This is a genomic window from Corynebacterium sp. LaCa_23 (assembly GCF_058182375.1).
Genome location: NZ_CP190825.1, coordinates 129,336 through 149,544 on the forward strand (window position 1 = coordinate 129,336; position 20,209 = coordinate 149,544).

Genomic DNA, 20,209 nt, shown 5'->3' on the forward strand with positions numbered 1-20,209 from the left:
CTTTCAACGAGCCTCATGGTGGGGATGGGAGTAAAGGAAGGGAGGCTATACCCAGTAGCTCACGCGGAAGCGCCACTTGCGCATGACTAGCCCGGCGATGAACAGGCCGATTGCGGTGCAGCCGATGACGATCCACCAGTGGTAGGCGGCAACGGGCTCACCAATCATTGGGGCGCGCACGATTTCCAGGTAGTGATACAGCGGGTTGATTTCCGCGATGCGGGCGCGGTCCGCCACCGCACCGCCTTGGTCCTTGAGTGTATTGGTCATCCAGACAATCGGGGTGACGTAGAACAATAGCTGCGTCAGGGCCTCTAGCAGTGGGGCAACATCGCGAAAGCGCGTGGCGATGATGCCAAAGAACATGGTGACCCACACACCGTTGATGAGCAGGAGGAGCAGCCCGGGGATGAAGAGGAAGAATTCCCAGCCCAGGTTGCGCGGGAAGATCATAATGAGCAAGAGCCAGATGATGAGGTTATGGCCCAAAAACAGCGTTTGGCGCCACACCAGGCGGTACACGTGCACCGAAAGCGGGGCGGGAAGCTGCTTAATCAGTCCCTCATTTTCAATAAAGACCGTGGCGCCTTCCTTGATGCAGCCCGAGATGAAGGTCCACATAATAAGGCCCACGGTGACGTGGGGAAGGAATTCCGCGACGGGAATCTGGAAAAGCATGGAATACAGCAGGCCCAAGGCAAGCGCCATCACACCGGTGGCGATGGTGATCCAGAACGGGCCAAGGACAGAGCGGCGGTAGCGCTGCTTGATATCTTGCAGGCCCAGCTTGAACCACAGCTCACGCTGCTGTGCACCCCGCGTAAGGTCCGCGAAAGCAGCCTTGAGGGTCATGGACTGGGACGCTGGAACGGCCTCGCCTTCTGGCTGGGAGGTCATGCGGGCGATATCAGCGCGCAGTTGATTGTTATCTTGCACGCCCAACACCCTAGCGCGCGTGCTGGGCAAACGGGGAACTACACGCCGCTAGCCTGCGAAAACAGCGATGCCCAGGGAAAATTCAGATTTGGGAAACTGAAGCCAAATGCGTATACAGTAGGGAATCGACCGCCACGTGGTGGCAGTTGTTCAGTGCGATGAAGAAGGGGACCTAATGCCAGCAGCTTCGGCACACTATGACGTCTTTAGTGCGCGAGGTTTGTACACCGGGCTATCTGATGGCTGGACGTACCTCAACGCGCACGCGGTGCCCCAAATTTCGGAGCGCGTGACCTCCGGCGTTGCCCGGTCCTTCCGGATGGCGACGGCGGTAGCGACGCAAGAGGGCCCAGGCGGCGCCCACTCGGCCGCGCCAGAGCCGGGTCGGCTGGCAGGCGATGGCAACTACGCGGCAGCGCGCATGGCCATTGCGGATCTCACCGGTTCCAAGGCGGACCGCGTGGTCCTTGGCCCATCCTTGCCCGTGCTGTATCAATCCTTAGCGCGCGCGGCACGCCCGCTATTGGGCAGCAACTCCTCGGTGGTGCTGTCCAAGCTGGACCCGACCACGCTGTATTCCGCTTTTTCTGAGGTGCGCGCCGATATCCGCTGGGCGCAGCCGGATCTGGGCACCGGCGAATTGCCGGGGTTCCAGTTCGCGGAGCTTGTCGATGGCTCCACCAGGCTCGTCTCCTTTTCCGCCGCGCATGAGCTTCTGGGCACGGTATCCCCGGCCGAGGAGATCATTGACACGGTGCGGGGGCGCTCGCGTGCCTGGACGCTTCTCGATGTCTCCGCAATCGCGCCCTACCGCCCCATCCGCTTCGATGAGCTGGGCGCGGATATCGTGGGCATCGACATCGGCCTGCTTGGCGGGCCCCAAATGGCCGCCTTGGTCTTCCGCGATACGCGCATGCTCCGCCGCCTGGATGCCCTAAATCCCATCTATTCCAAGGAAGACGGCCGCAAGCTAGAAACTCCCGTCTCCTCCGGCTTGGCCGGCGGCGTGGGGCCGCTGGTGGACCACCTCGCGGCCCTGGCCGGTGGGGATAAGGGATCGCGCCGGGTGCGGCTTAATAAGTCCATGACCGCCCTGAGCGCTTACCTCGAGGACTTGCGCGCGGATCTGTACTCATTTTTGAGCACGCTTCCCGCCGTGCACATCCTGGGTATTACCGGCGAGGCAGCAGCGGGTGCGTCCGATAATCGCTTGCCGCGCCTTACCTTTGCGGTCCAAGGCGTGCCCGCGGAGACGGTGTACAAGCGCCTCTTTGATAATGGGCTCGTCACCACCCTGGCCCCGCAAACGCCTCTGCTTACGGAAATGGGCGTGGAAGAGATCGGCGGTGCCGTCACCGTGGCATTAGGCCCGTTTAATACCCACTACGATATCGAGCACCTCGTTCGCGTCGTTGCCTCGCTCGCCTAGGTTCGCTTGAGTAAGGCGCGCCGGGAAGCTACATCGTAAGCACCAGCGTGCCGGTGACCTCGCCGCTGTCGAGGGCGGTGTGGGCTTGGGCGGCATCGGCAAGCGGGTACGTGCCATGCAGCGCGTGCTTCACGCGGCCATCCTCCAGCATGGGCCACACATTCTTGATGGTGCCGGCGACGATCTCCGCCTTATCGTCCAAGTCACGCGCGCGCAGCGTCGTGCCCTGAATGGTTAGGCGCTTCGGCAGCATGGGGGCTAAGTTGATATCCGCCTTGGTGCCGCCCTGCATGCCAATGATGATGAGCTTGCCGTCCTTGGCCAGGCACTTCATGTTCTTTTCCAGGTACTTCGCGCCGATGATATCTAGGATGACATCGCAGCTGCCCTTGAGCTCGTCGACGAAATCCTGCTCCTTGTAGTTGATGAGAATATCCGCGCCGAGCTCGCGGCAGCGATCCAGCTTTTCCTGCGAGCCGGCGGTAACAGCCACCTCAGCGCCCAGCGCCTTTGCCACCTGGATGGCAAAGGTACCGATGCCACCGCCACCGCCGTGGATGAGCACGCGCTGGCCCTCGTGCAGGCCCGCCTCGATGCCCAAGTTGGACCACACGGTGCAGCCGACCTCAACCACGGCCGCGGTTTCTTCCAAGCTAAATCCCTTGGGCAGCGGAAGGAGTTGACCCTGCGGGACGGCGACGTATTCCGCATAGCCGCCGCCCGCGAGCAAACAGCCCACCTCGGTACCGGTTTCCCAATCCGTATCGCCGGCATCCTCAATCACGCCGGCGGCCTCTAGGCCAATGATTTCCGATGCCCCTGGTGGCGGCGGGTACGCGCCCATCGTCTGCAGAATATCGCCGCGGTTGACGCCCGCGGCCTTCACCTTCACCAGTACCTCGCCGGAACGCAGCTCGGGAACGTCTACGTCCTGTAGCTCTAGCGACCGTGGGGTATCAGGATCGGTCTGGACGATTGCCTTCATCTGTGTAGCACTCATACCGCCAATCTAATGGAGAAGGTGTGGTGTGCGCCACGTCCATTTCCTCGTGGGGCAATGTGATTCGCGCGGAACCGTTTAGTAAGCTAACCAAGTTGCCTTTTCGGCACGATGGAGACGTGGCAGAGCGGCCGAATGCACCGGTCTTGAAAACCGGCGAGGTTTATTCCTCCGCGGGTTCAAATCCCGCCGTCTCCGCAGGTGTCATGAGTCGCGACATGCTTGACAGGTCAGTCGCGACATCGTTGACAAACCGGCATCTCAGTTGTTTTTGTTCTGGGTGCCGGTTTTCTTGTTATTTGGGGTTTAGGGGTGGGTCCCCTTTTTTCCAGTAGGGCTTTTGGTAGTCGCGGGCTGTGTCGATGTAGTGCTCGGTGATGACTTCTCCGGTCGCAGCTAGTGATGTGGTTGTCGGCGATGGCCATGAGGATTTTTTGTTTCTTGAATGCGCGTCCGATGCCTAGGTGGAAGAGTTTGCCGGCGTAGCGGACGGTGACTTTGCCTTCTGTCCCAGACGATGTCTTTTCTGGTGCGCCATTCTTGTGTGGGATTGTTGAGGCTGGCTTTTGCCTAGGCCCACCCCACGAAATTAATACCCCCATACATGACCTTCGCTGCCTCTTACCAGATTACAGAGACAACTACAAGGCGTAACACCGGGATCCCCACCTTGCCCAAATGGGGCGGAAGCTCTCAGTTTCTTACACTGTCGAGACTGTATGTGCAGCATGAATGTTTAGATTAGGGTCTAATATACCCCCATATAGGTTGGTTCGAGTGTCGTTCCAGGATTTGAAAATCAAGGCTGTGCATGTGTTACCTGGCGTTTTGGTGAATTATTTAGGTTTTAAGAAAGTTCCTAAATATTTAACTATGGACTACCCGTATGCATAAGGCTACCCTAACCTTATCTGTCAATTATCTGGTGTTTAGCTGTTTTTAAATGCGGTGGCGGGAAAGGGCTACGGATGAAATTCGCTAAGAAGTTGACTGCAACTATTGCGGTATGTGCCAGTGTTACTTTTGCTGGTGCTGGTGTTTCAAGCGCCAAGGTTTTTCACGGCCATTGGATTGGTGGCCGTATTGAAGAGGCGTATCACCGGCTTGGTGGGTGGCAGACTTTTGGCGACGCTACAACTGATGAGCGTGTAGCTAAAAATAATGGTCGGTTCCAGGTTTTTGCTAAGGATGCCTCCATTTATTGGCATGCTGGTGTTGATAATGGAATTGCTCACCAAGTGGGTGGGCGTATTCGCAATAAGTGGGGAGATCTTGGCTGGGAAGGCGCGGCCTTGGGATATCCCATTACGGATGAGTTGAAGACCCCTGATGGTAAGGGGCGGTTTAACCATTTCCAGGGCGGGTCTATCTACTGGTCGCCAGAGACTGATGCTCATCAAGTGTGGGGAGGCATTCGCGATAAATGGGCTCAGCAAGGCTGGGAGACCGGTGAGCTAGGGTACCCAACCACTGATGAGTTGCTTACCCCGGAAAAGACTGGTCAAGTCCGTTTGAGTGGTGTTTCTACCTTTCGATAGAGCATGCAGTGTGATGGTGTCAGGGGCCAGCACGTGCTCGGTGCTTTAACTGGTTCATGCGACCTCCTTGGTGGTGTCAGCGTCTATGACGTTGGCGGTAATCAATGCTTTGGTCTGTTCCAGGCTGGTTAGTGACATGTAGCGGTTTTGCTGGATCCAGTCATCGTGTTGTTCTGCTAGGACAGCACCAACAAGGCGCACGACAGCGTCACGATTGGGGAAGATGCCTACAACATCCGTACGCCTGCGGATTTCACGATTGAGCCGTTCAGTAGGGTTATTCGACCAGACTTTCTTCCAGACGGATTTCGGGGCGTTGGTAAAAGCTAAGAGCTCGTCGAGGGCTTCTTCCAGGTAGCTGGCAACGTGGGGGAATTTATCTTCACAAAACGCTACGACCTCACGTGCTTGGGACCACACCGATTCCGAGTCTGGTTGCTGGAATATCGTATGAAACATCGCCGATAGGGTTGGCCACTGGGTCTTGGCAACCATCGAAGACAGGTTTTTAGAAAAGTGCGTTCGACACCGCTGCCAGGACGCATTCGGCAACACGTCACTAATCACATGCTGGATTCCTAGATGCGCGTCACTGGTGACAAGATAGACCTCATTAAGTCCGCGAGCTTTAAGATCCCTAAAGAACCCAGTCCACGACGCCACAGACTCAGATGTAGCAACCTGCATGCCGATAGCCTTCGGCATTAACCCCGGTAGCCACGAGGACGGAAGCTTTGACCACGCGTCCTCCTTCGCGGACTTTCATGGTCAATGCATCACAGGCAACATACAGGTATGGACCGGTATCGAGTGGTCGGGTACGGAAGTCTTCGACCATCTCGTCCAGGTCTTTAGCCATGTCAGATACCTGCGACTTTGAAAGATTATTAATTCCCAAACTGGCGACGAGATCGTTCATCCTGCGTGTGGACACGCCTTTTAAATAGCAGGTAGCTATTACGGTTGTTAGTGCTCGTTCTGCCCGAGTGCGTCGTTGCAATAACCAGTCCGGGAAAAATGACCCGGTACGTAGTTTGGGTACAGCGACATCAATGGTGCCAACGCGAGTATCAAGATCGCGGTGGCGGTAGCCATTGCGGACATTGGTTCGAGACTTAGACGTGGTGGCGTAGTCGGCGCCGCAGATCTGGTCTGCTTGAGTCGATAGGATTTGGTTGATGAATCCTTGAAGCATCTCGCGCATGAGATCTGGGGATGCTTGGGCAAGCAATTCGTCTAAGTAGGTAGTCGGGTCTATAGAATATGGGCTAGCGGCCATCGTGGTTATCCCTTTCGAGGAAGTGTGGTTACGGAATCGAAAGGTACTACGGTGGTCGCCGGCCTCATTCATAAGGGGCCCACCGTCAGTTACAGATACACCACGCTACTGGACGCAACCACGCCCCGACCTTAATATCGTCCACGAGGATGGTGTGTCAATTAAAACTGAGTTCGACCGCCCACCTGCATCCAGGGCGCCGTACCATGCACAGCAGCAGTTGGATGCGAATCCGGATGCGGTTATTTGGCTGCTTACACTAGACAAGCTTGATGAGTCCTCTGAACTTTGGAAAGTCATCAAAGCCAATCGAGATGGAGTAGACAACTATGTCGCTTCGCTCAGGGAAGGGATTTAAAGATGGGTGTGTACCTGCGGCGAGATATTGATTATCTGCTAGCCCCGTATTCTTATGATCAGTTATTTTTGAAGCTGCCTTTTGATTATGCGGTTGAGGCTGCCGCACGGTCAAATGTTTTCCACACGCCTTTAGACACAGCTAATAGTTACTGGTCACAGCAATACGTGAACATTGATACCACCGTCGATGATCTTCCCCATGCGCTACGCCTTGGGGTCCACGATCCGCAGTTTCCTCGTCGTTGGGCAGCAGTCTTAGAAACCACGAATCCCGATTGGGTGTGGTTTATCAGCGATGATACGAGCAACAATCACGACTTTTTCGCAACCGTTAGGTATAACGGTTCTATTCCTTTTGTTCCCGGTATGACACAGCTACGTATCGTGGATGAGCCAGATGAACGCAAAATCGTCACAGGATGGAACTACCGCTCAGGCAACAAGTGCCTCATCATCGACACCTACGATATGGATGCTGCTATCGGCAAACGCGCCCCTGTCGCTGAAATCCGAGGAAACAATACCTTTATTGTAGGGATCGGGGAAGGAGAATCCCGGTTCCAGGCTTTTACCGACTGGCCTGACGGCGAAGAATTTGCCTTCCCCGGACTAGAACGACTCAAAACCAAAAAAGGTCCACTACGCAAGCGGTTTACTACCGAAGATCTCTTCGAATGCGCACAACTTTTCGGACTCGATCCCTTCAACAGGCAATTCCTCACCGGGCGTGCAACACTCATCAATAGTGGATACCCTTTGCCTAAAAAGTACGGACCATGCGCTTTATTTGAACGTCGTGAACACACCTGGGACCGCGAACACGAAGGGAACTAAAGACAATGACGAAGTATTTCTACACCAATTCCATCGCACCGGTATCCCATGCTGTGGCGCTTCTTCGGTTTCCACTATCTACCGTTGTTGAAGAATTTCAACAGTGGGCATCAGGAATAGAAAGCATTTATACAAGGGAGTATTCCCACAGGAAGAAGCAAAAGGTTGAATGTGTAGTTCATGCGGACAAGGTATCGGCCAGTAGGAACCAGCTTGCAGAGTTACTTAAACCGCAAAATCACATTACGCAGTTTGTATTCGTCCCCACCGAGTCAGAATGGACTGCAGTTTTTAGCCCCTGCTGCTTTACCAAAGCGCCAAAGATGCCACGGATTGGTGAATTTGCCTGCCGTCTGGCGCGCAAGAAAGAAATTGAGTCACAAGTTCCTTACTACATCGAAATCAAGCACACGCCGTGGGTAGATACCGACGATGTAGCCTTTTTCCATCGCGCAAGCTATGGAGAAATAGAGTTTATGATGTGCGCGCTTCCCTCCGAATTGCCCGATGATCGTTTAGGCCGATTTGATTGTTGCTTCTACAGATCTTTTAGCAGCCACAAACAGTTAAAAGCTGATGGTACGCTGCACCGTTCCATGTCGTACCTCGAGGATCAAAGTGAGCCTTTTAAGGATTACGGTTTTGATTTTGACTCCCTGCCAAAGGTCACTGAGTTTCCACAAGAAACGTTTACAAAAGAACACGCGCAGATTATGTGGTCTCAGTTTGGGGAGAAGCAGATAGAATCCATCCTCGCCCCGCTAGGTGTATCCCCGTATGATGACGCATTCTATGGGACAGATGGTTACTTGGCCCGTCTAACACCAGCACGCGTTGTCGACCCACACACTAAGGAGTTGGTCACGGCTCCCGACTTCGATCCCCCGGCACGTATCCCTCTAGAAAAGTACCAGTTTTTCCAAGGGCTCCACGACGGCCCCCTCCGTTCCTGGTCGTCAACACCTATTGCAGAATAGAAGTCAGACGAAACACAACCTGAGGCATCTCAAAACGGCGCTCCAGACTCCAAACACGCGGAAGCATCGCTGTAACAAGCCCCGAACTTCATACCGAGCCGAAAGCACAAATGGCTACACCACTACACGGGACTTGACCTCCGTATCGGAAACGGACGAGCAGCAGACAATCTAACAATGAAGCCAAACTACGCCACACTTGTGGCCTAGACTGCAAAGAATAGAGCCCTCGTCTAAGTTGAATCTTCCAAAAAGGCAGGGTCTAGAAGATAAACATCTTGCGTCAAGGAGTTGTAGAAATGAAGTTCAATTTTGAGGTACCTGAACCGTTGCAGCGGTCTGTACCTGTTTCATACTACGAAAATATTCTGTCTGATTACCGATACCTAGATATTTCTTATCTCGGGATAGGCAGCACGGGCCAAATTTTTGGCAAATGTGAGATGGGGGGAATCGACTATGACATTGATGGCTTTGAAAACGACGGATTGATTACCTCAATAGAAATCTTAAACGCGCGGGAGACAGATAGCTTCCTTGATATCCCACTGTCATTGTCAAGCCGAAAGTTTGTCAAAGCCCTAAAAGATGTGGGGATCGAATTTGAACATAACCGTGACGGCATAACCATTCCCCACGACAATGGAACCATTGCTTTGTCATACCAATTCGGCAAAGTCGTGGCTATTTGCTGGGAATAGCCAGCCAATTTCAATCACACGAGTGCGCAGTCTGACTTACGCGACAGCCTAACCGAAGACCTTGGCGTACTAAACAACCGACGAAAAAGGAAGTGCATCGAGAAAATGAAAATTGAAGGTACCTGTCCCTTGCCCGTACAACCCGGAATGACGGTGAACCAGGCCACTAAAGCATGCTATGACTCGGAATTAGGTGCGGATACGTATGAAGAGCAGTTTGAAGGCTGGGTTGATATCGAAACACTCGAGCCCGGTGATCCTGGCCGCAAGATTGTGTGCTGCGTGGAAGACGGTAAGTGCGTCACCGTTGAAATGAAGTACCTGGAGGTACCAATCACGGATACTTTCTATGGCGTTGACCTTAATCGTCGCCCCGCCGAGACCGCACAGGAGAGCACCAAGCGAGTCGCACAAGAGCTACAGCGCCAAGGAATCCGTGCTGAGATAAATGATTTCCTCATCTTATTGCCTGACCAATTCGTCGCAGTCGAAGTCGACGAAGGCGTTGCGTGGTTTGATCCTGAATATTGGAGTCTTGAGGACTTTCTTGAAACGTCGTTCCTTGCCTAGTGAAAAGTAATTCTTAGACGTTAGCGAACTCGCCGGCGACAGCATGCTTTAACGGAAAACAATTAGGATAATCCCCAACTTTGGCGAAAGTTCTAGTTTCCCGCTTTGTACTGCGGTATATGGCTAAGGTCGTTGCGCTCGTATTGCGAGCAAGGATCTGAACCATGTTAGGTAGCCCTCGAACATCTAGCCCTGTAGGGCTGGAAGGAAATATAAGCTACACCCTATTGTTACGCCGGTGTGCGGCAGAATGTTTCCTGTAAAATAGGGCCGTTCCTAATATTGTTTTACACGTGTCTATCAGGGTCCAGGCCTTATGTTTACAGAAAGTGGTGAGTGTGGTGTTATCGTCTGACGGTTTCCATATTGAAAGTCATGGACCTGACCCCTGTTTGGTGGACACCTGATATCCAGCCCAGTCGGGCTGGGAAGAAAGGTAATCTACCATCATGTCCAGGTACTCCGAACAGTTCAAACGCGATGCCGTGGCCCTCTATAAGGAACAATGAGGACCTCTCGCTGAACTCAGCATCAGCAGAGCTCGGCATCAACCGAGCTTCGCTGCATTCTTGGGTCAAAAAGTACGGCACCGGCAAACGTGCCTGCATTAAAGCCGTGCATGATAAAGCCCAGGCAGCGAATGAATCCGAACGCATTCGCCAACTGGAGAAAGAAAACACAAAACTGCGCGAAGAACGTGACATCCTGCGTAAGGCTGCGAAATATTTTGCCGAAGAGACACGCTGGTGATCCGCTTCCAGTTTGTCTATGACCACCGAACCGAGTACTCGGTCAAGCGGATGTGCCACGTGTTGAAGCTCAATCGCTCCTCGTTTTATAAATGGGTCCACACCCGTGAAAAGCGCAGGTCAAGGATGTATTCTGATGCCCTTATTGGTGCAAAAATCAAGGCCACTTTTGATGATGAGCATGGTCTTTATGGGGCTAAACGCATCGCGGCAAGCCTCAACAGTGATACGGATTTCAGCCCGATAAATCACAAGAAAGTCGCACGAATTATGAAAGCCATGGGGCTTAGAGGCTTTACCAAGCGCCGCCGATGTGTCACTACCAGGCGCAAGCCTGGCCACCGAGTCATGCCGGATTTGCTAGGCCGCAAATTCGCAGCTAACGAGCCGAACCGCGTTTATGTCGGCGATATTACCTACTTGCCATGTAAAGGAGGGAAAAACATGTATTTGGCCACAGTCATTGACACTTCATTCACACAAACGTGCAGGTTATGCACTTGCAGACCACATGCGTGTCTCACTGGTCATCGATGCTCTATCCCACGCGCATGGTGTGCGTGGCAGTCTTGACGGGGCTGTATTCCATTCCGATCACGGCAGCGTGTACACCTCACAAGCGTTTAGAAACTATTGCTCGTCGTTGGGTGTGCGCCAGTCTATGGGAGCGGTAGGAACGAGTGCTGATAGAAGCCCTAGCAGAATCATTTAACGCCACCTTAAAGCGGGAAGTGCTGCGAGAGCGGAAAGTTTTTGACAATCCGATCGCCTGCCGCCGGGAAGTCTTCCGGTGGTGCATGCGTTATAACACGCGCCGGCGGCACTCCTGGTGCAATCTTGTAGCGCCTGATGTCTTTGAAGCCGAGACTTCAGCTACACTGACCAAAGCAGCATAGCTAGCCCCCGATCTGTCCACTTTCCGGGGGTCAGGCCCTACAGCAAATGTGGAGCTAACAGGACACCGGAAAGCTGCCTAAGTTAACAAGCTTCACGCTTGTTGCTGCGGCATTTCATACCGGGGGATGACGCGCCTGGTGCGGCGCAGACTTAATCTTGGAAATGTACAGGGGCAAGTCAGGTGTGGTTGTTTGCTGGCTTTGTCCTAGAGATAAAAATTACTCGACGAAAGGACATCATGAGTACCTCGGAACTTTATGTAGCAGCAACGGAATCCACTAACCCTAATGACACGTGGTGGTTCCTCGGGTTCCTGCCCATTATTTTGCTCGTCGCGTTCTGGATTGCGGCGGTTATTTCTATTATCGCTTCTGGGTACACGATTGCGGCCAAGGTTCTCTTTATCGCCGCTACCTTTGCCCTTCCCTTCTTGGGACCGCTCATCTGGTTCCTCTTTGTTCGCGGTAGGGAAGACAAACAAAGGCGCTAGAAGGGCCATCGTGCGGCTGGTCTAGGGCATCCCGTGCTGTTCCAACCACGCGTTAATGCCGCCGCGCAGGGAAACGACGTGCTCGTAGCCGCGGCCGCGCAATGCGTGGACGGCTTGCGCGGAGCGGATGCCGCTGGCGCAGTAGATAACGGCGGCATCGCGCTGGCCGATGTCCGGGTTCTCCCCGGAGAGGATGCGGTCAAGGGGCAGGTGCGTTGAATCAGGAATGGCGGCGCGGGCGCGCTCGGCGTCGGTGCGGACATCGATAAGCGGGGCGTGCGCGGGGATCTCGCGGACCTCGGGGGCATCGGCTGGCTGGGTAGGCTGCGCGCTGGTGGGGCGGATGGGGATATACTCCCAGGTCCCAGATAGGGCCTCAAAGTAGCCGAGCGTGCCAATAAGCGGGGTGCCGACGCCGGTAATGATCTTCAAAGCCTCCAAGGCCATCGCGGATCCCACCGTGCCAACGATGGGGCCCAGGACGCCGGCTTGGGAGCACGATGGGACCTCGCCCGGAGCCGGGGCGGTGGGGAAGACATCCTCGTACACAGGGCCCTTGCCGGACCAAAAGACGCTCATCTGCGCATCAAAGCCCAGGATAGAAGCCCAAATATGCGGAATGCCCAGGCTGTGGGCGGCCCATGAGCACAGGTAACGGGCGTCGAAATTATCCGTCCCATCGAGGATCACGTCGCAGCCGCGCAGCTGCTCGAGGGCGGTGGCCGTTTCGAGGCGGCCGTGGCAGATGATTTCTACCTCAGGATTGAGTGCGTGGAGGGCAGCCGCGGCCGATTCGGTCTTCGCGGTGCCAATGGTTGGGGTGCTGTGAATAACCTGCCGGTGAAGGTTGGAGGGGGATACTATATCGTCATCGAAAAGCGAGATGCGGCCTACCCCGGCCCCTGCTAGGTAAAGCAGCGCCGGTGAGCCGAGGCCGCCCGCGCCGATGACCGCGACGTGGGAGTCAGCCAATTTCTGCTGGCCCTTTTCACCCCACAGGGCTTCCTGGCGGGCATAGCGGATGCTCATTCGAGGCCCACCCAGTTGACGGAGCCATCGCCGTGGCTTTGTTCCTTCCAGATGGGAACCTCGGCCTTGACGCGATCGGCACAGGCCTCCGCGGCGCGGAAGGCATCGCCGCGGTGGGCAGAGGCGGCGACGACGGTAAAGGCCAGATAGCCCACCTGTAGATCGCCAGTGCGGTGGGCTGACCACAAGCGCACGGGGTGTTGGCCTGCTACTTCATCGACAATCTCGCGCAGCTTTTCCGGGGCGCTGGGGTGCGCGGTATAAGTTAGCAGGGTGACATCGGGCCGGCCGCCATCATGATCACGCACGATGCCCTCGAAGGTGACCACCGCGCCCATGGCTGGGGTGATGACCTCTGCCTTGGCCGCGGCAAGGAGGGGCTCGAGGGGCTGCTCGGTCAGCATCGTGCCGACAGTGAGCCCGGTCTGCGCGGCGACATAAGAGGGATCAGTGCTCATGTTTTCCTTCTAACATATCGACGATGTGGACGATTAATTCATCTAGCACGGCGCACCCATCTTTGACCCCGCCGGTAGAACCGGGCAGGGTCATGGCAAAGGTGGTGTCATTGACACCTGCGACCGTGCGCGAGGCCACCGCAGTGGGGATAGTCTCTAGGCCCTTATTCCAAAAGGCCATGGCGATGCCGGGAAGCTCGCGCGTGAGGTGGGGTTGGACGGCATCGACGGTGAGATCGTCCGGGGTCAGGCCGGTTCCGCCGGAGGTGAGGATGACCGCGGGCTTTTCGGCGAAGGCCTGGTCCACCGCTGCGGCGATATCGGCATCGGGCACCACGCGGGCAGCGGGGCAGTCGAAGCCCTTGCGGCGCAAGAAATCTACCGCGATGGGGCCCGAGCGATCTTCGTAGACCCCGGCGGCGGCGCGGGTGGAGGCGACCAAAACAATGGCGGTGCGAGCAGAACTCATAGGGGATAGACCTTTACTTCTTCTCCTGCGCTGAGGCTCTTACCAGCAGGAATGCGGATGAGGTGGGTGGCATCGACGGCTTGGGCCAGCAGGTGGGAGCTAGCGCCGCCGGTAACCCGGGCTTGCGCCTCGGCGTACCCGCGGCGGAATTGATCCTTGTGGGGTAGGCCCTCGATGGCGTGCGCGATTGGTACGCGATATGCTGCGGGCGCCCAGCCCAGGGTGGGGGCCACAAAGAGGCGGAAGCTCACCATGGTGGAAATCGGATTGCCGGGCAAGCAGATGACCGGGGTGCCATGGAAACTGGCGATGCCCTGCGGCCCGCCGGGCTGCTGATCCACGTGGCCAAACCAGCCGGTGAGCACCTGCCGGATGACCTCGTATTTACCTGCGGAAATCCCGCCGGAGGTGACGATAGCATCGGGGAGGTAGTCCTGCGTGGCCTCCTCCAGCGCGCGGGTGAGCACCTCTGGATCATCATCGGTGGTGACGTATCCGGCGACCTCGATGCCGGCGCGGTGGGCCATAGCGGAGATGAGCGGCGCATTGGCATCGGGAATAGCAGCAACACCCGTACCAATTTCCGCGCCACCGGTACAGACGAGGATGCGGGCAGGGCGATAAACGCTGACCTCCTCGATGCCCTGGGAGGCCAGCGCGGCCAGACGCACCGGAGTGAGCTTCTCGCCCTTGGCGGCCAGGAGAACGCCCTGCTGGAGGTCCGTGCCCGTACCGCGGATGAATTGGCCCTCCTCGGTGGCCGGAACTGTAATGGTCTCGCCTGGCTGGAGGAATTCCTGCGGCTGGCATTTTTCAATCGGCACGATGGATGCCGTGCCCTCTGGAACCTTGGCTCCGGTCATGATGGGGCAGGCGGTGTGCAAGGGACCATCCAGCAGCTCGGTGGGATTCGCGCCGGCGGCGATGGTGGGGCCGACCTCGTACGATCCGGCTGCGGTGGCGGGCAGCGCGTAGCCATCCATCTGGGAATTGCTAAAGCGCGGCGAGGGGAAGGCGGCATAGACATCGGCGGCAAGGACCATCTCCTGTGCCTGCCTTAAGGGCCGGGAGATGACTTGGCGCGGGCCGAGGGCTGCCGCGACCTCGTGTGCGTGGGTTTCGGGAGTGCGCATAGAGCCAAGTTTACCCGCGAGTTCGACACGTTCGAAGCCTGCGGGCATAGTAGAAAGCATGTTGACCGTTCACTATTTCGCCGCCGCTCGTGCCGCGGCCGGCGTTGCTTCGGAGCAGGTAAAAGCGCCCACCACCTTAGGCCAGCTCATAGAGCAGCTGGGCAAGGACCACACCGGCACCACAGAGGCCGGTATGAGCATGAAAGAGGTGCTGGGGCGCTGTAATTTTCTTATCGATGGCGCCGGGAACACCCAAGCGGACTCGCCGCTCATGGGCGTTTCCCGCGTTGACGTGTTGCCACCCTTCGCCGGGGGATAACCCGTTCTTTTAGACCGGCTTGCGCAGTGGGCTGGTAAAGAAATTAACCAGGCTGCTGACCAAGGACAAGATGATGGCGCCGAAGATTGCAGAGCCCCAGGAATTGACCACGAGGTGTCCAATCCCTAGGTCAAAGGTATTAAGCGTCCACTCCACGATCAGTAGGGCGGCGCCATTGATGACGAGCGCAAATAGTCCGAGAGTAAGGCAGGTTAGCGGGGCACCGATAAAACGCAGCACGGGCATGACCACCGCGTTAATAATGATGAAAACAATGGCCACGGCAATGAAATTACCCAGCTTATCCGGGGTGATATAAATCCCAGGGATGATGCCCACTACAACCCAGAGCGCAATCGCGATGGCGACCACGTTGAGGGCAAAATTGGTCAACGAACGCATTTAGCCTCCTACGGTATCGTTCCACGCCCGAAGCAGGGCGTTAGTTTCTTCCTCGGTTGTAATGGTAATGCGTATGCCTTCGCTAAAGGCGCGGACGAGCACGCCGCGTGTGGCCAGGCGCGCGGCTAATTCCTGCGGCGTTCCTAGCTTTTCAATATTCGCCGCCGGCAGCCATACGTGGTTGGCCTCCGAGCGGGGAACGCCCCACTCTGCCAGCTCCTTTTCCACGCGCTGGCGCTGGCCGCAGGTCTCTTCGGTACGCTCGCGCAGCGAATCCTGCGCTGCTAGCGCGGCGCGGGCACCGGCCTGGGCCACGGCGTTGATGGAAAACGGAATCGCTACCTTATTCAGTGCCGCGATGACGTCTTCTGGGCCATAGGCATAGCCCACGCGCACGCCGGCCAAACCATAGGCCTTGGAGAAGGTCCGCAGGAAGACCACGTTGGGGTAAGCGCCAAAGAGCTCGGTTCCCAGCGGGGTATCGGCATTCCGATTATATTCGATATAGGCCTCATCGAGGGCCACGAGGACATCGCCTGGCACCGCGTCCATAAATTCGGAAAACTCCGCCTTAGTCACGGTAGTGCCGGAAGGATTATTCGGATTGCAGACGAAAATCAGGCGCGTATCTGAGGTAATTTTCTCCGCCATTGCGGGCAAATCCACGCGCTGGTCCGCATCGAGCGGAACCGGGATGGGGTGCGCACCCACCACCTGGGCAAAGATGGGATAAGCCTCGAAGGAACGCCACGGGAAAATCACTTCCTCACCGGGCGTGGTGGTGATTTGTACCAATTGCTGGCACAGCGCGGAAGAACCCGTGCCCACCGCAACCTGGTCAAAGCTCACGCCTAAGTGCTCGGCCAGATCCTCACGCAACTCGGTGGCCGCGATATCCGGGTAGCGATTGGCCTCGGCAGCGGCGCGGGCCATAGCCTCGGCGGCCTCAGGCAGCGGTGGCTGCGTGGCTTCATTAGAAGAGAGCTTGAGGGCATCATCGTGGCGCGCGCCGGGCACGTAGCCAGGGATGGCGCGTAAGTCGGAGCGAATCATGGCTACCACTCTAGGTCGTCTCTCCTGCGCGCGTAGAAGAAAACCGGGGACAAAACCAGGGGGTTAGTTTGGCCGTGGCGCATGCGGCAGGTATTGTCTTTTACGGTTCTTTCTGAACTTGGAGATGTGCCAGAGCGGCCGAATGGGGCTCCCTGCTAAGGAGTTGACCCTTCTGGGGTCCGGAGGTTCGAATCCTCTCATCTCCGCCACACAAATCCCGGGCAATTGCGCTCGGGATTTTGTCGTTTGCCAGCTTAAACGGCAGTCCTAAACGGCGGGTTAAACGGGGTAAACGACAAAGAATGGTGGCCACCAAGCAGGGGCCAGGCCCCTATTCTGCAAGCAGGGACACGACTATTCCCTCGCTACGGGCATGAAGTGGAAATGCAGTTCTCCGAGGGCGCTTTTGGAGCGCAAGGAGATTTTTCAAAAGGATGAACTCGTCACGTGGTGAATTTTTATCGTGAATAATGGCGCTATGGATAAAGCGCAGAAGATAAAGAACGGAATTTTGCTCGCTTTAGCAGTCGCCTCTTTGGTGGTATTTGTTTTGTGGCTGACCGATGTAATAGGCATCGGCTTAGTAACCATCTTCATTGTTGTTCTGACTGCTGCTTCTGTGGGAGTGCGCGTGTGGGCGGAGAATGCAGGGCGTCAGTCTAAATAAGTAGTACACCGCACCCCGTTTATCCCAGGGTGACTGTTACGTGACCGTTGGTTCATGATTTTCCCTGGCGCAGGTGGTGCGGTGTAGGCGTAGTTTCCTTTGCTGATGCGCGGGCTTGACCACTTTACAGCGCCGGAAAAACCTCGCTGCGCAGGAGATCAGCAAGCTCGCACTGCGGGTCGGCGGGATCGATCCAGGCGGTTTCGGCGATTTCGGCTGCGGCGTGGGCGATGACCGGGCGCGGGTAGGTAAAGATATGCCCGCGGACGGTCTGGCCCGGTTCATTGGCGGCGGGGGCAGTGAAGGTGCCGAGCTCGGTAAGTTCAGGTAGGCGAACCCGGACGCCGATTTCTTCTTCCGCCTCGCGCGCAGCGGCCTGGACAGGGCTTTCGCCTTCTTCTAGCTTGCCGCCCGGCAGCTGGAACTTCGTGGATGAGGCCTTGCGTACGCCAAGCACGTGGCCAAAGGAATTGCGGAAAACGATTGCTGCGACTTCAATCATGGCCCCGATCATAACGAGGTGGCCGGCGAACAGGCTCGCAGCCTTATCGCGCCAAGGGTGGACATTGAATATAAGGTAGGAAGGCATGAGCGATTCGAGGTTTCCCCGCTCGGTATTTGGGGTAGGAAGCGACCCTGATCCGCGTTTTACGCTGGCGAATGAGCGCACCTTCCTCGCATGGATCCGCACCTCGCTCGCGCTGATTGCCGGGGGAGTGGCCTTGGAAGCTTTCGACGTGCCGCTGCCGGCGACGCTGCGCGCGGTGGTCTCCACATTCATGCTGGTGGTGGCGATTGTGCTGCCGGTAGTCGCGTGGGTGCAATGGAAGCGGGCTGAGCGCGCCTTGCGGCAACAGCGCCCGTTGCCCTTCAGCATCGCCATCCCGGTGCTTGTGGGCACCATCGTCGTTATCGCGGCTGTCCTGCTGGTAGGCGAGCTACTTGCCTAGCCCGCAGCAACATGGGGAGCTCTTTGACCCCGGCTTGCAGCCCGAGCGCACCCGCCTATCGTGGCAGCGCACTATCCTCGCGCTGGCGGTGATACTCCTAGGCGTTATGCGGGTGGTCAGCGTCAGCGTGTTTCTCCCGTTGCTGGCGCTCGCGGCTGGCGTGCTGGTGCTGATAGTGGCGGTGAGGAAGCGGGCATCGCTTGTCGATGCCTCCCTGCGAACCCACCGCCACCTCCCCGGCGCCGCCGTCTTGGCCAGTAGCGCGGGGCTGGTCTCCCTGCTTGCGGCCTTTGCCTTGTGGGGTGTTTTTGCCTAAAGGCAAAGTTTTCTACCGCAGCGCTGTGTACTGGTGGGGGATACGCGTAATCTATGTGAGGCTATATCAATTACGGTGGCCACCGGTGCCGCGGTATGAGGGGCGAGAAGGGCAAGGTGATGGCAATGGCGGATATTACTGAGCAGGCCAGCGATACGGTCGAGGCATGGTTGAAGCAGGATTCTGCCATTGACCCACAAAAGGCACCCCGCTTGCAGGCGCTGCTTGATGAGGTGCCGCTGCAGGAGCTCATCGCCATCGTCGAGCGGCAAAATGCCATCCGCGCCGCGCTGGCCCTGCGCTTGTTGCCGCGGCGTAAATCCATCGTGGTATTTGATGCCCTGGATGCCAAGCACCAGGCCGATATTATCGATGAGCTGGGCAATGCTGATGTCTATGAGTTCTTCGATGAACTTGAGCCGGAAGACCGCGTGGCCCTTTTGGATGAGCTGCCGGCGGAAATAGCGGACCGGCTGCTGCGCTCGCTTACCAAATCGAAGCGGGATGTCACCGGGGTTGTCCTGGGCTATACCAAGGGCTCGGTGGGCCGCCGCATGTCGCCCGAGGTCCCCGGCATCCATCCAGAAATGAGCGTGGAGGAAGCGCTGCGGACCCTGCGCGCGAAAGCCGATGAGCTGGAAACCATCTATGCGGTGCCCATCACCCGCGCGGATCGCCGCCTAGTGGGCGTGGTGACGCTGCGGGAGATTTTTACCGCGAAGGAGGGCACCACGATTGGGGACATCATGCAAAGCCCCATCTACGCCAATGCCAATGATGATGCGGAAGAAACCGCCAGGTGGTTCCTGCCGCTCGATATTTTGGCATTGCCCATCGTGGATGATTCGGACCGCCTGGTAGGGCTTTTGACCTGGGATGATGCCATTGACATCGTCGAGGCCGAGGATAGCGAGGACTCCGCGCGCGCCGGTGGTACCGAGGCTCTGCAGCAGCCCTACCTGTCCACGCCGCTATTGAAATTGGTGAAGTCCCGCATCGTGTGGCTGCTGGTTCTTGCGGTATCTGCGCTGTTGACCGTGCGGGTCTTGGACGCCTTCGAGGACACCTTGGCGCAGGCCGTGGTGCTATCGCTGTTTATCCCGTTGCTGACCGGTACCGGCGGCAATACGGGAAACCAGGCGGCAACGACGGTGACCCGTGCGCTGGCGCTTGGCGATGTCCGCGGGCGCGACCTCCTCGCTGTCCTCTGGCGCGAGCTCCGCGTGGGCATGCTGCTTGGTGCCGTATTGGGCTTGGCGGGACTCGGCCTGGCAACGGTGGTCTACGGCGTGGATATTGGCTTAGTCATTGGCTCGACGTTGTTTTTAATCTGTTCCATATCCGCTACGGTGGGCGGGCTGATGCCCATCGTTGCAAAGACCATTGGCGCGGACCCCGCCGTATTTTCTAACCCGTTTATCTCCACGTTCTGCGATGCCACGGGTCTGATCATTTATTTCCTCATCGCCAAGTCGGTGCTCGGGCTATAAAGGCCCCTGGCGTACGGGGCCTGGCGCGCCGGGCGGGGGTAGCGAACCGGTGGGGGAGATTTCACATTATGAGTAGCTGCGGTGTGTGAATTTTAAAAGCAGTGGGGGTGAATTCCGTAAAGTTTGTGGTTTCTGGTGCAAATGTTTTGTAGGGTCTTAGCAT

At 56.9% G+C, this 20,209-nt stretch carries 22 protein-coding genes, 2 tRNA genes and 3 pseudogenes; 16 read left to right on the top strand and 11 right to left on the bottom strand.

Going from position 1 to position 20,209, the window contains the following annotated elements; all coding sequences use genetic code 11:
- Window positions 1-45 precede the first annotated feature (45 nt).
- Window positions 46-897: a galactan export ABC transporter permease subunit Wzm/RfbD gene (gene wzm / locus ACP8IT_RS00630; RefSeq protein ID WP_042404151.1), complete on the bottom strand. Its 852-nt coding sequence runs from the start codon at window positions 895-897 to the stop codon at window positions 46-48.
- A gap of 214 nt (window positions 898-1,111) precedes the next feature.
- On the opposite strand from wzm, the gene ACP8IT_RS00635 reads away from it, so the two are divergent.
- On the top strand, window positions 1,112-2,365 hold the full coding sequence (locus ACP8IT_RS00635; RefSeq protein ID WP_490290195.1) for an aminotransferase class V-fold PLP-dependent enzyme: 1,254 nt from the start codon (window positions 1,112-1,114) through the stop codon (window positions 2,363-2,365).
- 28 nt (window positions 2,366-2,393) lie between these two features.
- Here the strand turns inward: ACP8IT_RS00635 and ACP8IT_RS00640 are convergent, their stop codons facing one another.
- The gene (locus tag ACP8IT_RS00640) at window positions 2,394-3,350 is read right to left on the bottom strand and encodes an NAD(P)H-quinone oxidoreductase (RefSeq protein WP_490290616.1); all 957 of its coding nucleotides are present in this window, start codon (window positions 3,348-3,350) and stop codon (window positions 2,394-2,396) included.
- A gap of 128 nt (window positions 3,351-3,478) precedes the next feature.
- Here ACP8IT_RS00640 and ACP8IT_RS00645 point away from each other — a divergent pair.
- Window positions 3,479-3,563, top strand: a tRNA-Ser gene (locus ACP8IT_RS00645).
- Between the two features lie 97 nt (window positions 3,564-3,660).
- On the opposite strand, the pseudogene ACP8IT_RS00650 reads toward ACP8IT_RS00645, so the two are convergent.
- A pseudogene (locus tag ACP8IT_RS00650) lies at window positions 3,661-3,920 on the bottom strand (IS481 family transposase); the annotation flags it as partial.
- Between the two features lie 413 nt (window positions 3,921-4,333).
- On the opposite strand from ACP8IT_RS00650, the gene ACP8IT_RS00655 reads away from it, so the two are divergent.
- A complete protein-coding gene (locus ACP8IT_RS00655; RefSeq protein WP_490290196.1) occupies window positions 4,334-4,903 on the top strand; it encodes an LGFP repeat-containing protein in 570 nt (189 codons plus the stop codon).
- Between the two features lie 54 nt (window positions 4,904-4,957).
- On the opposite strand, the pseudogene ACP8IT_RS00660 reads toward ACP8IT_RS00655, so the two are convergent.
- Window positions 4,958-6,182 (bottom strand): annotated as a pseudogene (locus tag ACP8IT_RS00660) (IS256 family transposase).
- A gap of 154 nt (window positions 6,183-6,336) precedes the next feature.
- On the opposite strand from ACP8IT_RS00660, the gene ACP8IT_RS00665 reads away from it, so the two are divergent.
- From ACP8IT_RS00665 to ACP8IT_RS00695, 7 genes and pseudogenes are all read left to right on the top strand, one after another.
- Window positions 6,337-6,540: a hypothetical protein gene (locus ACP8IT_RS00665; RefSeq protein WP_284630804.1), complete on the top strand. Its 204-nt coding sequence runs from the start codon at window positions 6,337-6,339 to the stop codon at window positions 6,538-6,540.
- 2 nt (window positions 6,541-6,542) lie between these two features.
- Window positions 6,543-7,376, top strand: coding sequence for a hypothetical protein (locus tag ACP8IT_RS00670; protein WP_237800088.1), 834 nt, complete (start codon window positions 6,543-6,545; stop codon window positions 7,374-7,376).
- Window positions 7,377-7,381: 5 nt separating this feature from the next.
- The gene (locus tag ACP8IT_RS00675) at window positions 7,382-8,353 is read left to right on the top strand and encodes a hypothetical protein (RefSeq protein ID WP_237800089.1); all 972 of its coding nucleotides are present in this window, start codon (window positions 7,382-7,384) and stop codon (window positions 8,351-8,353) included.
- 299 nt (window positions 8,354-8,652) lie between these two features.
- The gene (locus ACP8IT_RS00680) at window positions 8,653-9,054 is read left to right on the top strand and encodes a hypothetical protein (RefSeq protein ID WP_490290197.1); all 402 of its coding nucleotides are present in this window, start codon (window positions 8,653-8,655) and stop codon (window positions 9,052-9,054) included.
- A gap of 105 nt (window positions 9,055-9,159) precedes the next feature.
- On the top strand, window positions 9,160-9,624 hold the full coding sequence (locus ACP8IT_RS00685) for a hypothetical protein (RefSeq protein ID WP_023016526.1): 465 nt from the start codon (window positions 9,160-9,162) through the stop codon (window positions 9,622-9,624).
- Window positions 9,625-10,073: 449 nt separating this feature from the next.
- A pseudogene (locus ACP8IT_RS00690) lies at window positions 10,074-11,269 on the top strand (IS3 family transposase).
- A 239-nt stretch (window positions 11,270-11,508) separates the two neighbouring features.
- Window positions 11,509-11,760 (top strand): hypothetical protein, encoded by a 252-nt coding sequence (locus ACP8IT_RS00695; protein ID WP_237792309.1) that lies wholly within the window; start codon window positions 11,509-11,511, stop codon window positions 11,758-11,760.
- Window positions 11,761-11,781: 21 nt separating this feature from the next.
- On the opposite strand, the gene ACP8IT_RS00700 is transcribed toward ACP8IT_RS00695, so the two are convergent.
- Genes ACP8IT_RS00700 through ACP8IT_RS00715 form a run of 4 tightly spaced genes read right to left on the bottom strand, consistent with a single transcriptional unit; the run spans window position 11,782 to window position 14,849 of the window.
- Window positions 11,782-12,789, bottom strand: coding sequence for a ThiF family adenylyltransferase (locus tag ACP8IT_RS00700; RefSeq protein WP_490290198.1), 1,008 nt, complete (start codon window positions 12,787-12,789; stop codon window positions 11,782-11,784).
- Window positions 12,786-13,247 (bottom strand): molybdenum cofactor biosynthesis protein MoaE, encoded by a 462-nt coding sequence (locus ACP8IT_RS00705; RefSeq protein WP_490290199.1) that lies wholly within the window; start codon window positions 13,245-13,247, stop codon window positions 12,786-12,788. The genes ACP8IT_RS00700 and ACP8IT_RS00705 overlap by 4 nt, the downstream gene beginning before the upstream one ends.
- Window positions 13,237-13,716 (bottom strand): MogA/MoaB family molybdenum cofactor biosynthesis protein, encoded by a 480-nt coding sequence (locus ACP8IT_RS00710; protein WP_023029943.1) that lies wholly within the window; start codon window positions 13,714-13,716, stop codon window positions 13,237-13,239. The genes ACP8IT_RS00705 and ACP8IT_RS00710 overlap by 11 nt, the downstream gene beginning before the upstream one ends.
- Window positions 13,713-14,849 carry a molybdopterin molybdotransferase MoeA gene (locus ACP8IT_RS00715; RefSeq protein ID WP_490290200.1) on the bottom strand — a complete coding sequence of 379 codons (1,137 nt, stop codon included), beginning with the start codon at window positions 14,847-14,849 and terminating at the stop codon, window positions 13,713-13,715. Before ACP8IT_RS00715 ends, ACP8IT_RS00710 begins: the two co-directional genes overlap by 4 nt.
- 58 nt (window positions 14,850-14,907) lie before the next feature.
- On the opposite strand from ACP8IT_RS00715, the gene ACP8IT_RS00720 reads away from it, so the two are divergent.
- Window positions 14,908-15,168 carry a MoaD/ThiS family protein gene (locus ACP8IT_RS00720; protein WP_005276363.1) on the top strand — a complete coding sequence of 87 codons (261 nt, stop codon included), beginning with the start codon at window positions 14,908-14,910 and terminating at the stop codon, window positions 15,166-15,168.
- 9 nt (window positions 15,169-15,177) lie between these two features.
- Here the strand turns inward: ACP8IT_RS00720 and ACP8IT_RS00725 are convergent, their stop codons facing one another.
- Both ACP8IT_RS00725 and hisC read right to left on the bottom strand, forming a co-directional pair.
- Window positions 15,178-15,570, bottom strand: coding sequence for a phage holin family protein (locus tag ACP8IT_RS00725; RefSeq protein WP_023029945.1), 393 nt, complete (start codon window positions 15,568-15,570; stop codon window positions 15,178-15,180).
- A complete protein-coding gene (hisC, locus tag ACP8IT_RS00730) occupies window positions 15,571-16,623 on the bottom strand; it encodes a histidinol-phosphate transaminase (protein ID WP_126318012.1) in 1,053 nt (350 codons plus the stop codon). It lies immediately after the preceding gene.
- 120 nt (window positions 16,624-16,743) lie between these two features.
- Here hisC and ACP8IT_RS00735 point away from each other — a divergent pair.
- Window positions 16,744-16,832: transfer RNA gene (locus ACP8IT_RS00735), tRNA-Ser, on the top strand.
- A 269-nt stretch (window positions 16,833-17,101) separates the two neighbouring features.
- Window positions 17,102-17,290, top strand: a complete 189-nt coding sequence (locus ACP8IT_RS00740; RefSeq protein WP_126318014.1) for a hypothetical protein — start codon at window positions 17,102-17,104, stop codon at window positions 17,288-17,290.
- 124 nt (window positions 17,291-17,414) lie between these two features.
- On the opposite strand, the gene ACP8IT_RS00745 is transcribed toward ACP8IT_RS00740, so the two are convergent.
- The gene (locus ACP8IT_RS00745; protein WP_172596691.1) at window positions 17,415-17,792 is read right to left on the bottom strand and encodes an NUDIX hydrolase; all 378 of its coding nucleotides are present in this window, start codon (window positions 17,790-17,792) and stop codon (window positions 17,415-17,417) included.
- Between the two features lie 85 nt (window positions 17,793-17,877).
- Here ACP8IT_RS00745 and ACP8IT_RS00750 point away from each other — a divergent pair, with 85 nt between their 5' ends.
- The 3 genes from ACP8IT_RS00750 to mgtE all read left to right on the top strand — a co-directional run bounded on the left by ACP8IT_RS00750 (window position 17,878) and on the right by mgtE (window position 20,046).
- Window positions 17,878-18,240, top strand: coding sequence for a YidH family protein (locus ACP8IT_RS00750; protein ID WP_023029949.1), 363 nt, complete (start codon window positions 17,878-17,880; stop codon window positions 18,238-18,240).
- Entirely contained in the window at window positions 18,233-18,556 is a 324-nt protein-coding gene (locus ACP8IT_RS00755) for a DUF202 domain-containing protein (protein ID WP_126318016.1), read from the top strand. The genes ACP8IT_RS00750 and ACP8IT_RS00755 overlap by 8 nt, the downstream gene beginning before the upstream one ends.
- A 125-nt stretch (window positions 18,557-18,681) precedes the next feature.
- Complete coding sequence (gene mgtE, locus ACP8IT_RS00760; protein WP_034666766.1) at window positions 18,682-20,046, top strand: magnesium transporter; 1,365 nt, start codon at window positions 18,682-18,684, stop codon at window positions 20,044-20,046.
- Window positions 20,047-20,209: the final 163 nt, after the last annotated feature.

Excerpts from the sequence above, each read along its gene's own strand:
- ACP8IT_RS00685 (WP_023016526.1), top strand. The coding sequence starts at position 9,160 with ATGAAAATTGAAGGTACCTGTCCCTTGCCCGTACAACCCGGAATGACG.
- ACP8IT_RS00740 (WP_126318014.1), top strand. The coding sequence starts at position 17,102 with ATGGATAAAGCGCAGAAGATAAAGAACGGAATTTTGCTCGCTTTAGCA.
- ACP8IT_RS00680 (WP_490290197.1), top strand. The coding sequence starts at position 8,653 with ATGAAGTTCAATTTTGAGGTACCTGAACCGTTGCAGCGGTCTGTACCT.
- ACP8IT_RS00725 (WP_023029945.1), bottom strand. The coding sequence starts at position 15,570 with ATGCGTTCGTTGACCAATTTTGCCCTCAACGTGGTCGCCATCGCGATT.
- ACP8IT_RS00710 (WP_023029943.1), bottom strand. The coding sequence starts at position 13,716 with ATGAGTTCTGCTCGCACCGCCATTGTTTTGGTCGCCTCCACCCGCGCC.
- mgtE (WP_034666766.1), top strand. The coding sequence starts at position 18,682 with ATGGCGGATATTACTGAGCAGGCCAGCGATACGGTCGAGGCATGGTTG.
- ACP8IT_RS00700 (WP_490290198.1), bottom strand. The coding sequence starts at position 12,789 with ATGAGCATCCGCTATGCCCGCCAGGAAGCCCTGTGGGGTGAAAAGGGC.
- hisC (WP_126318012.1), bottom strand. The coding sequence starts at position 16,623 with ATGATTCGCTCCGACTTACGCGCCATCCCTGGCTACGTGCCCGGCGCG.
- ACP8IT_RS00640 (WP_490290616.1), bottom strand. The coding sequence starts at position 3,350 with ATGAAGGCAATCGTCCAGACCGATCCTGATACCCCACGGTCGCTAGAG.
- ACP8IT_RS00750 (WP_023029949.1), top strand. The coding sequence starts at position 17,878 with ATGAGCGATTCGAGGTTTCCCCGCTCGGTATTTGGGGTAGGAAGCGAC.
- ACP8IT_RS00655 (WP_490290196.1), top strand. The coding sequence starts at position 4,334 with ATGAAATTCGCTAAGAAGTTGACTGCAACTATTGCGGTATGTGCCAGT.
- ACP8IT_RS00720 (WP_005276363.1), top strand. The coding sequence starts at position 14,908 with ATGTTGACCGTTCACTATTTCGCCGCCGCTCGTGCCGCGGCCGGCGTT.
- ACP8IT_RS00695 (WP_237792309.1), top strand. The coding sequence starts at position 11,509 with ATGAGTACCTCGGAACTTTATGTAGCAGCAACGGAATCCACTAACCCT.
- ACP8IT_RS00715 (WP_490290200.1), bottom strand. The coding sequence starts at position 14,849 with ATGCGCACTCCCGAAACCCACGCACACGAGGTCGCGGCAGCCCTCGGC.
- wzm (WP_042404151.1), bottom strand. The coding sequence starts at position 897 with ATGACCTCCCAGCCAGAAGGCGAGGCCGTTCCAGCGTCCCAGTCCATG.
- ACP8IT_RS00675 (WP_237800089.1), top strand. The coding sequence starts at position 7,382 with ATGACGAAGTATTTCTACACCAATTCCATCGCACCGGTATCCCATGCT.
- ACP8IT_RS00670 (WP_237800088.1), top strand. The coding sequence starts at position 6,543 with ATGGGTGTGTACCTGCGGCGAGATATTGATTATCTGCTAGCCCCGTAT.
- ACP8IT_RS00705 (WP_490290199.1), bottom strand. The coding sequence starts at position 13,247 with ATGAGCACTGATCCCTCTTATGTCGCCGCGCAGACCGGGCTCACTGTC.
- ACP8IT_RS00635 (WP_490290195.1), top strand. The coding sequence starts at position 1,112 with ATGCCAGCAGCTTCGGCACACTATGACGTCTTTAGTGCGCGAGGTTTG.
- ACP8IT_RS00745 (WP_172596691.1), bottom strand. The coding sequence starts at position 17,792 with ATGATTGAAGTCGCAGCAATCGTTTTCCGCAATTCCTTTGGCCACGTG.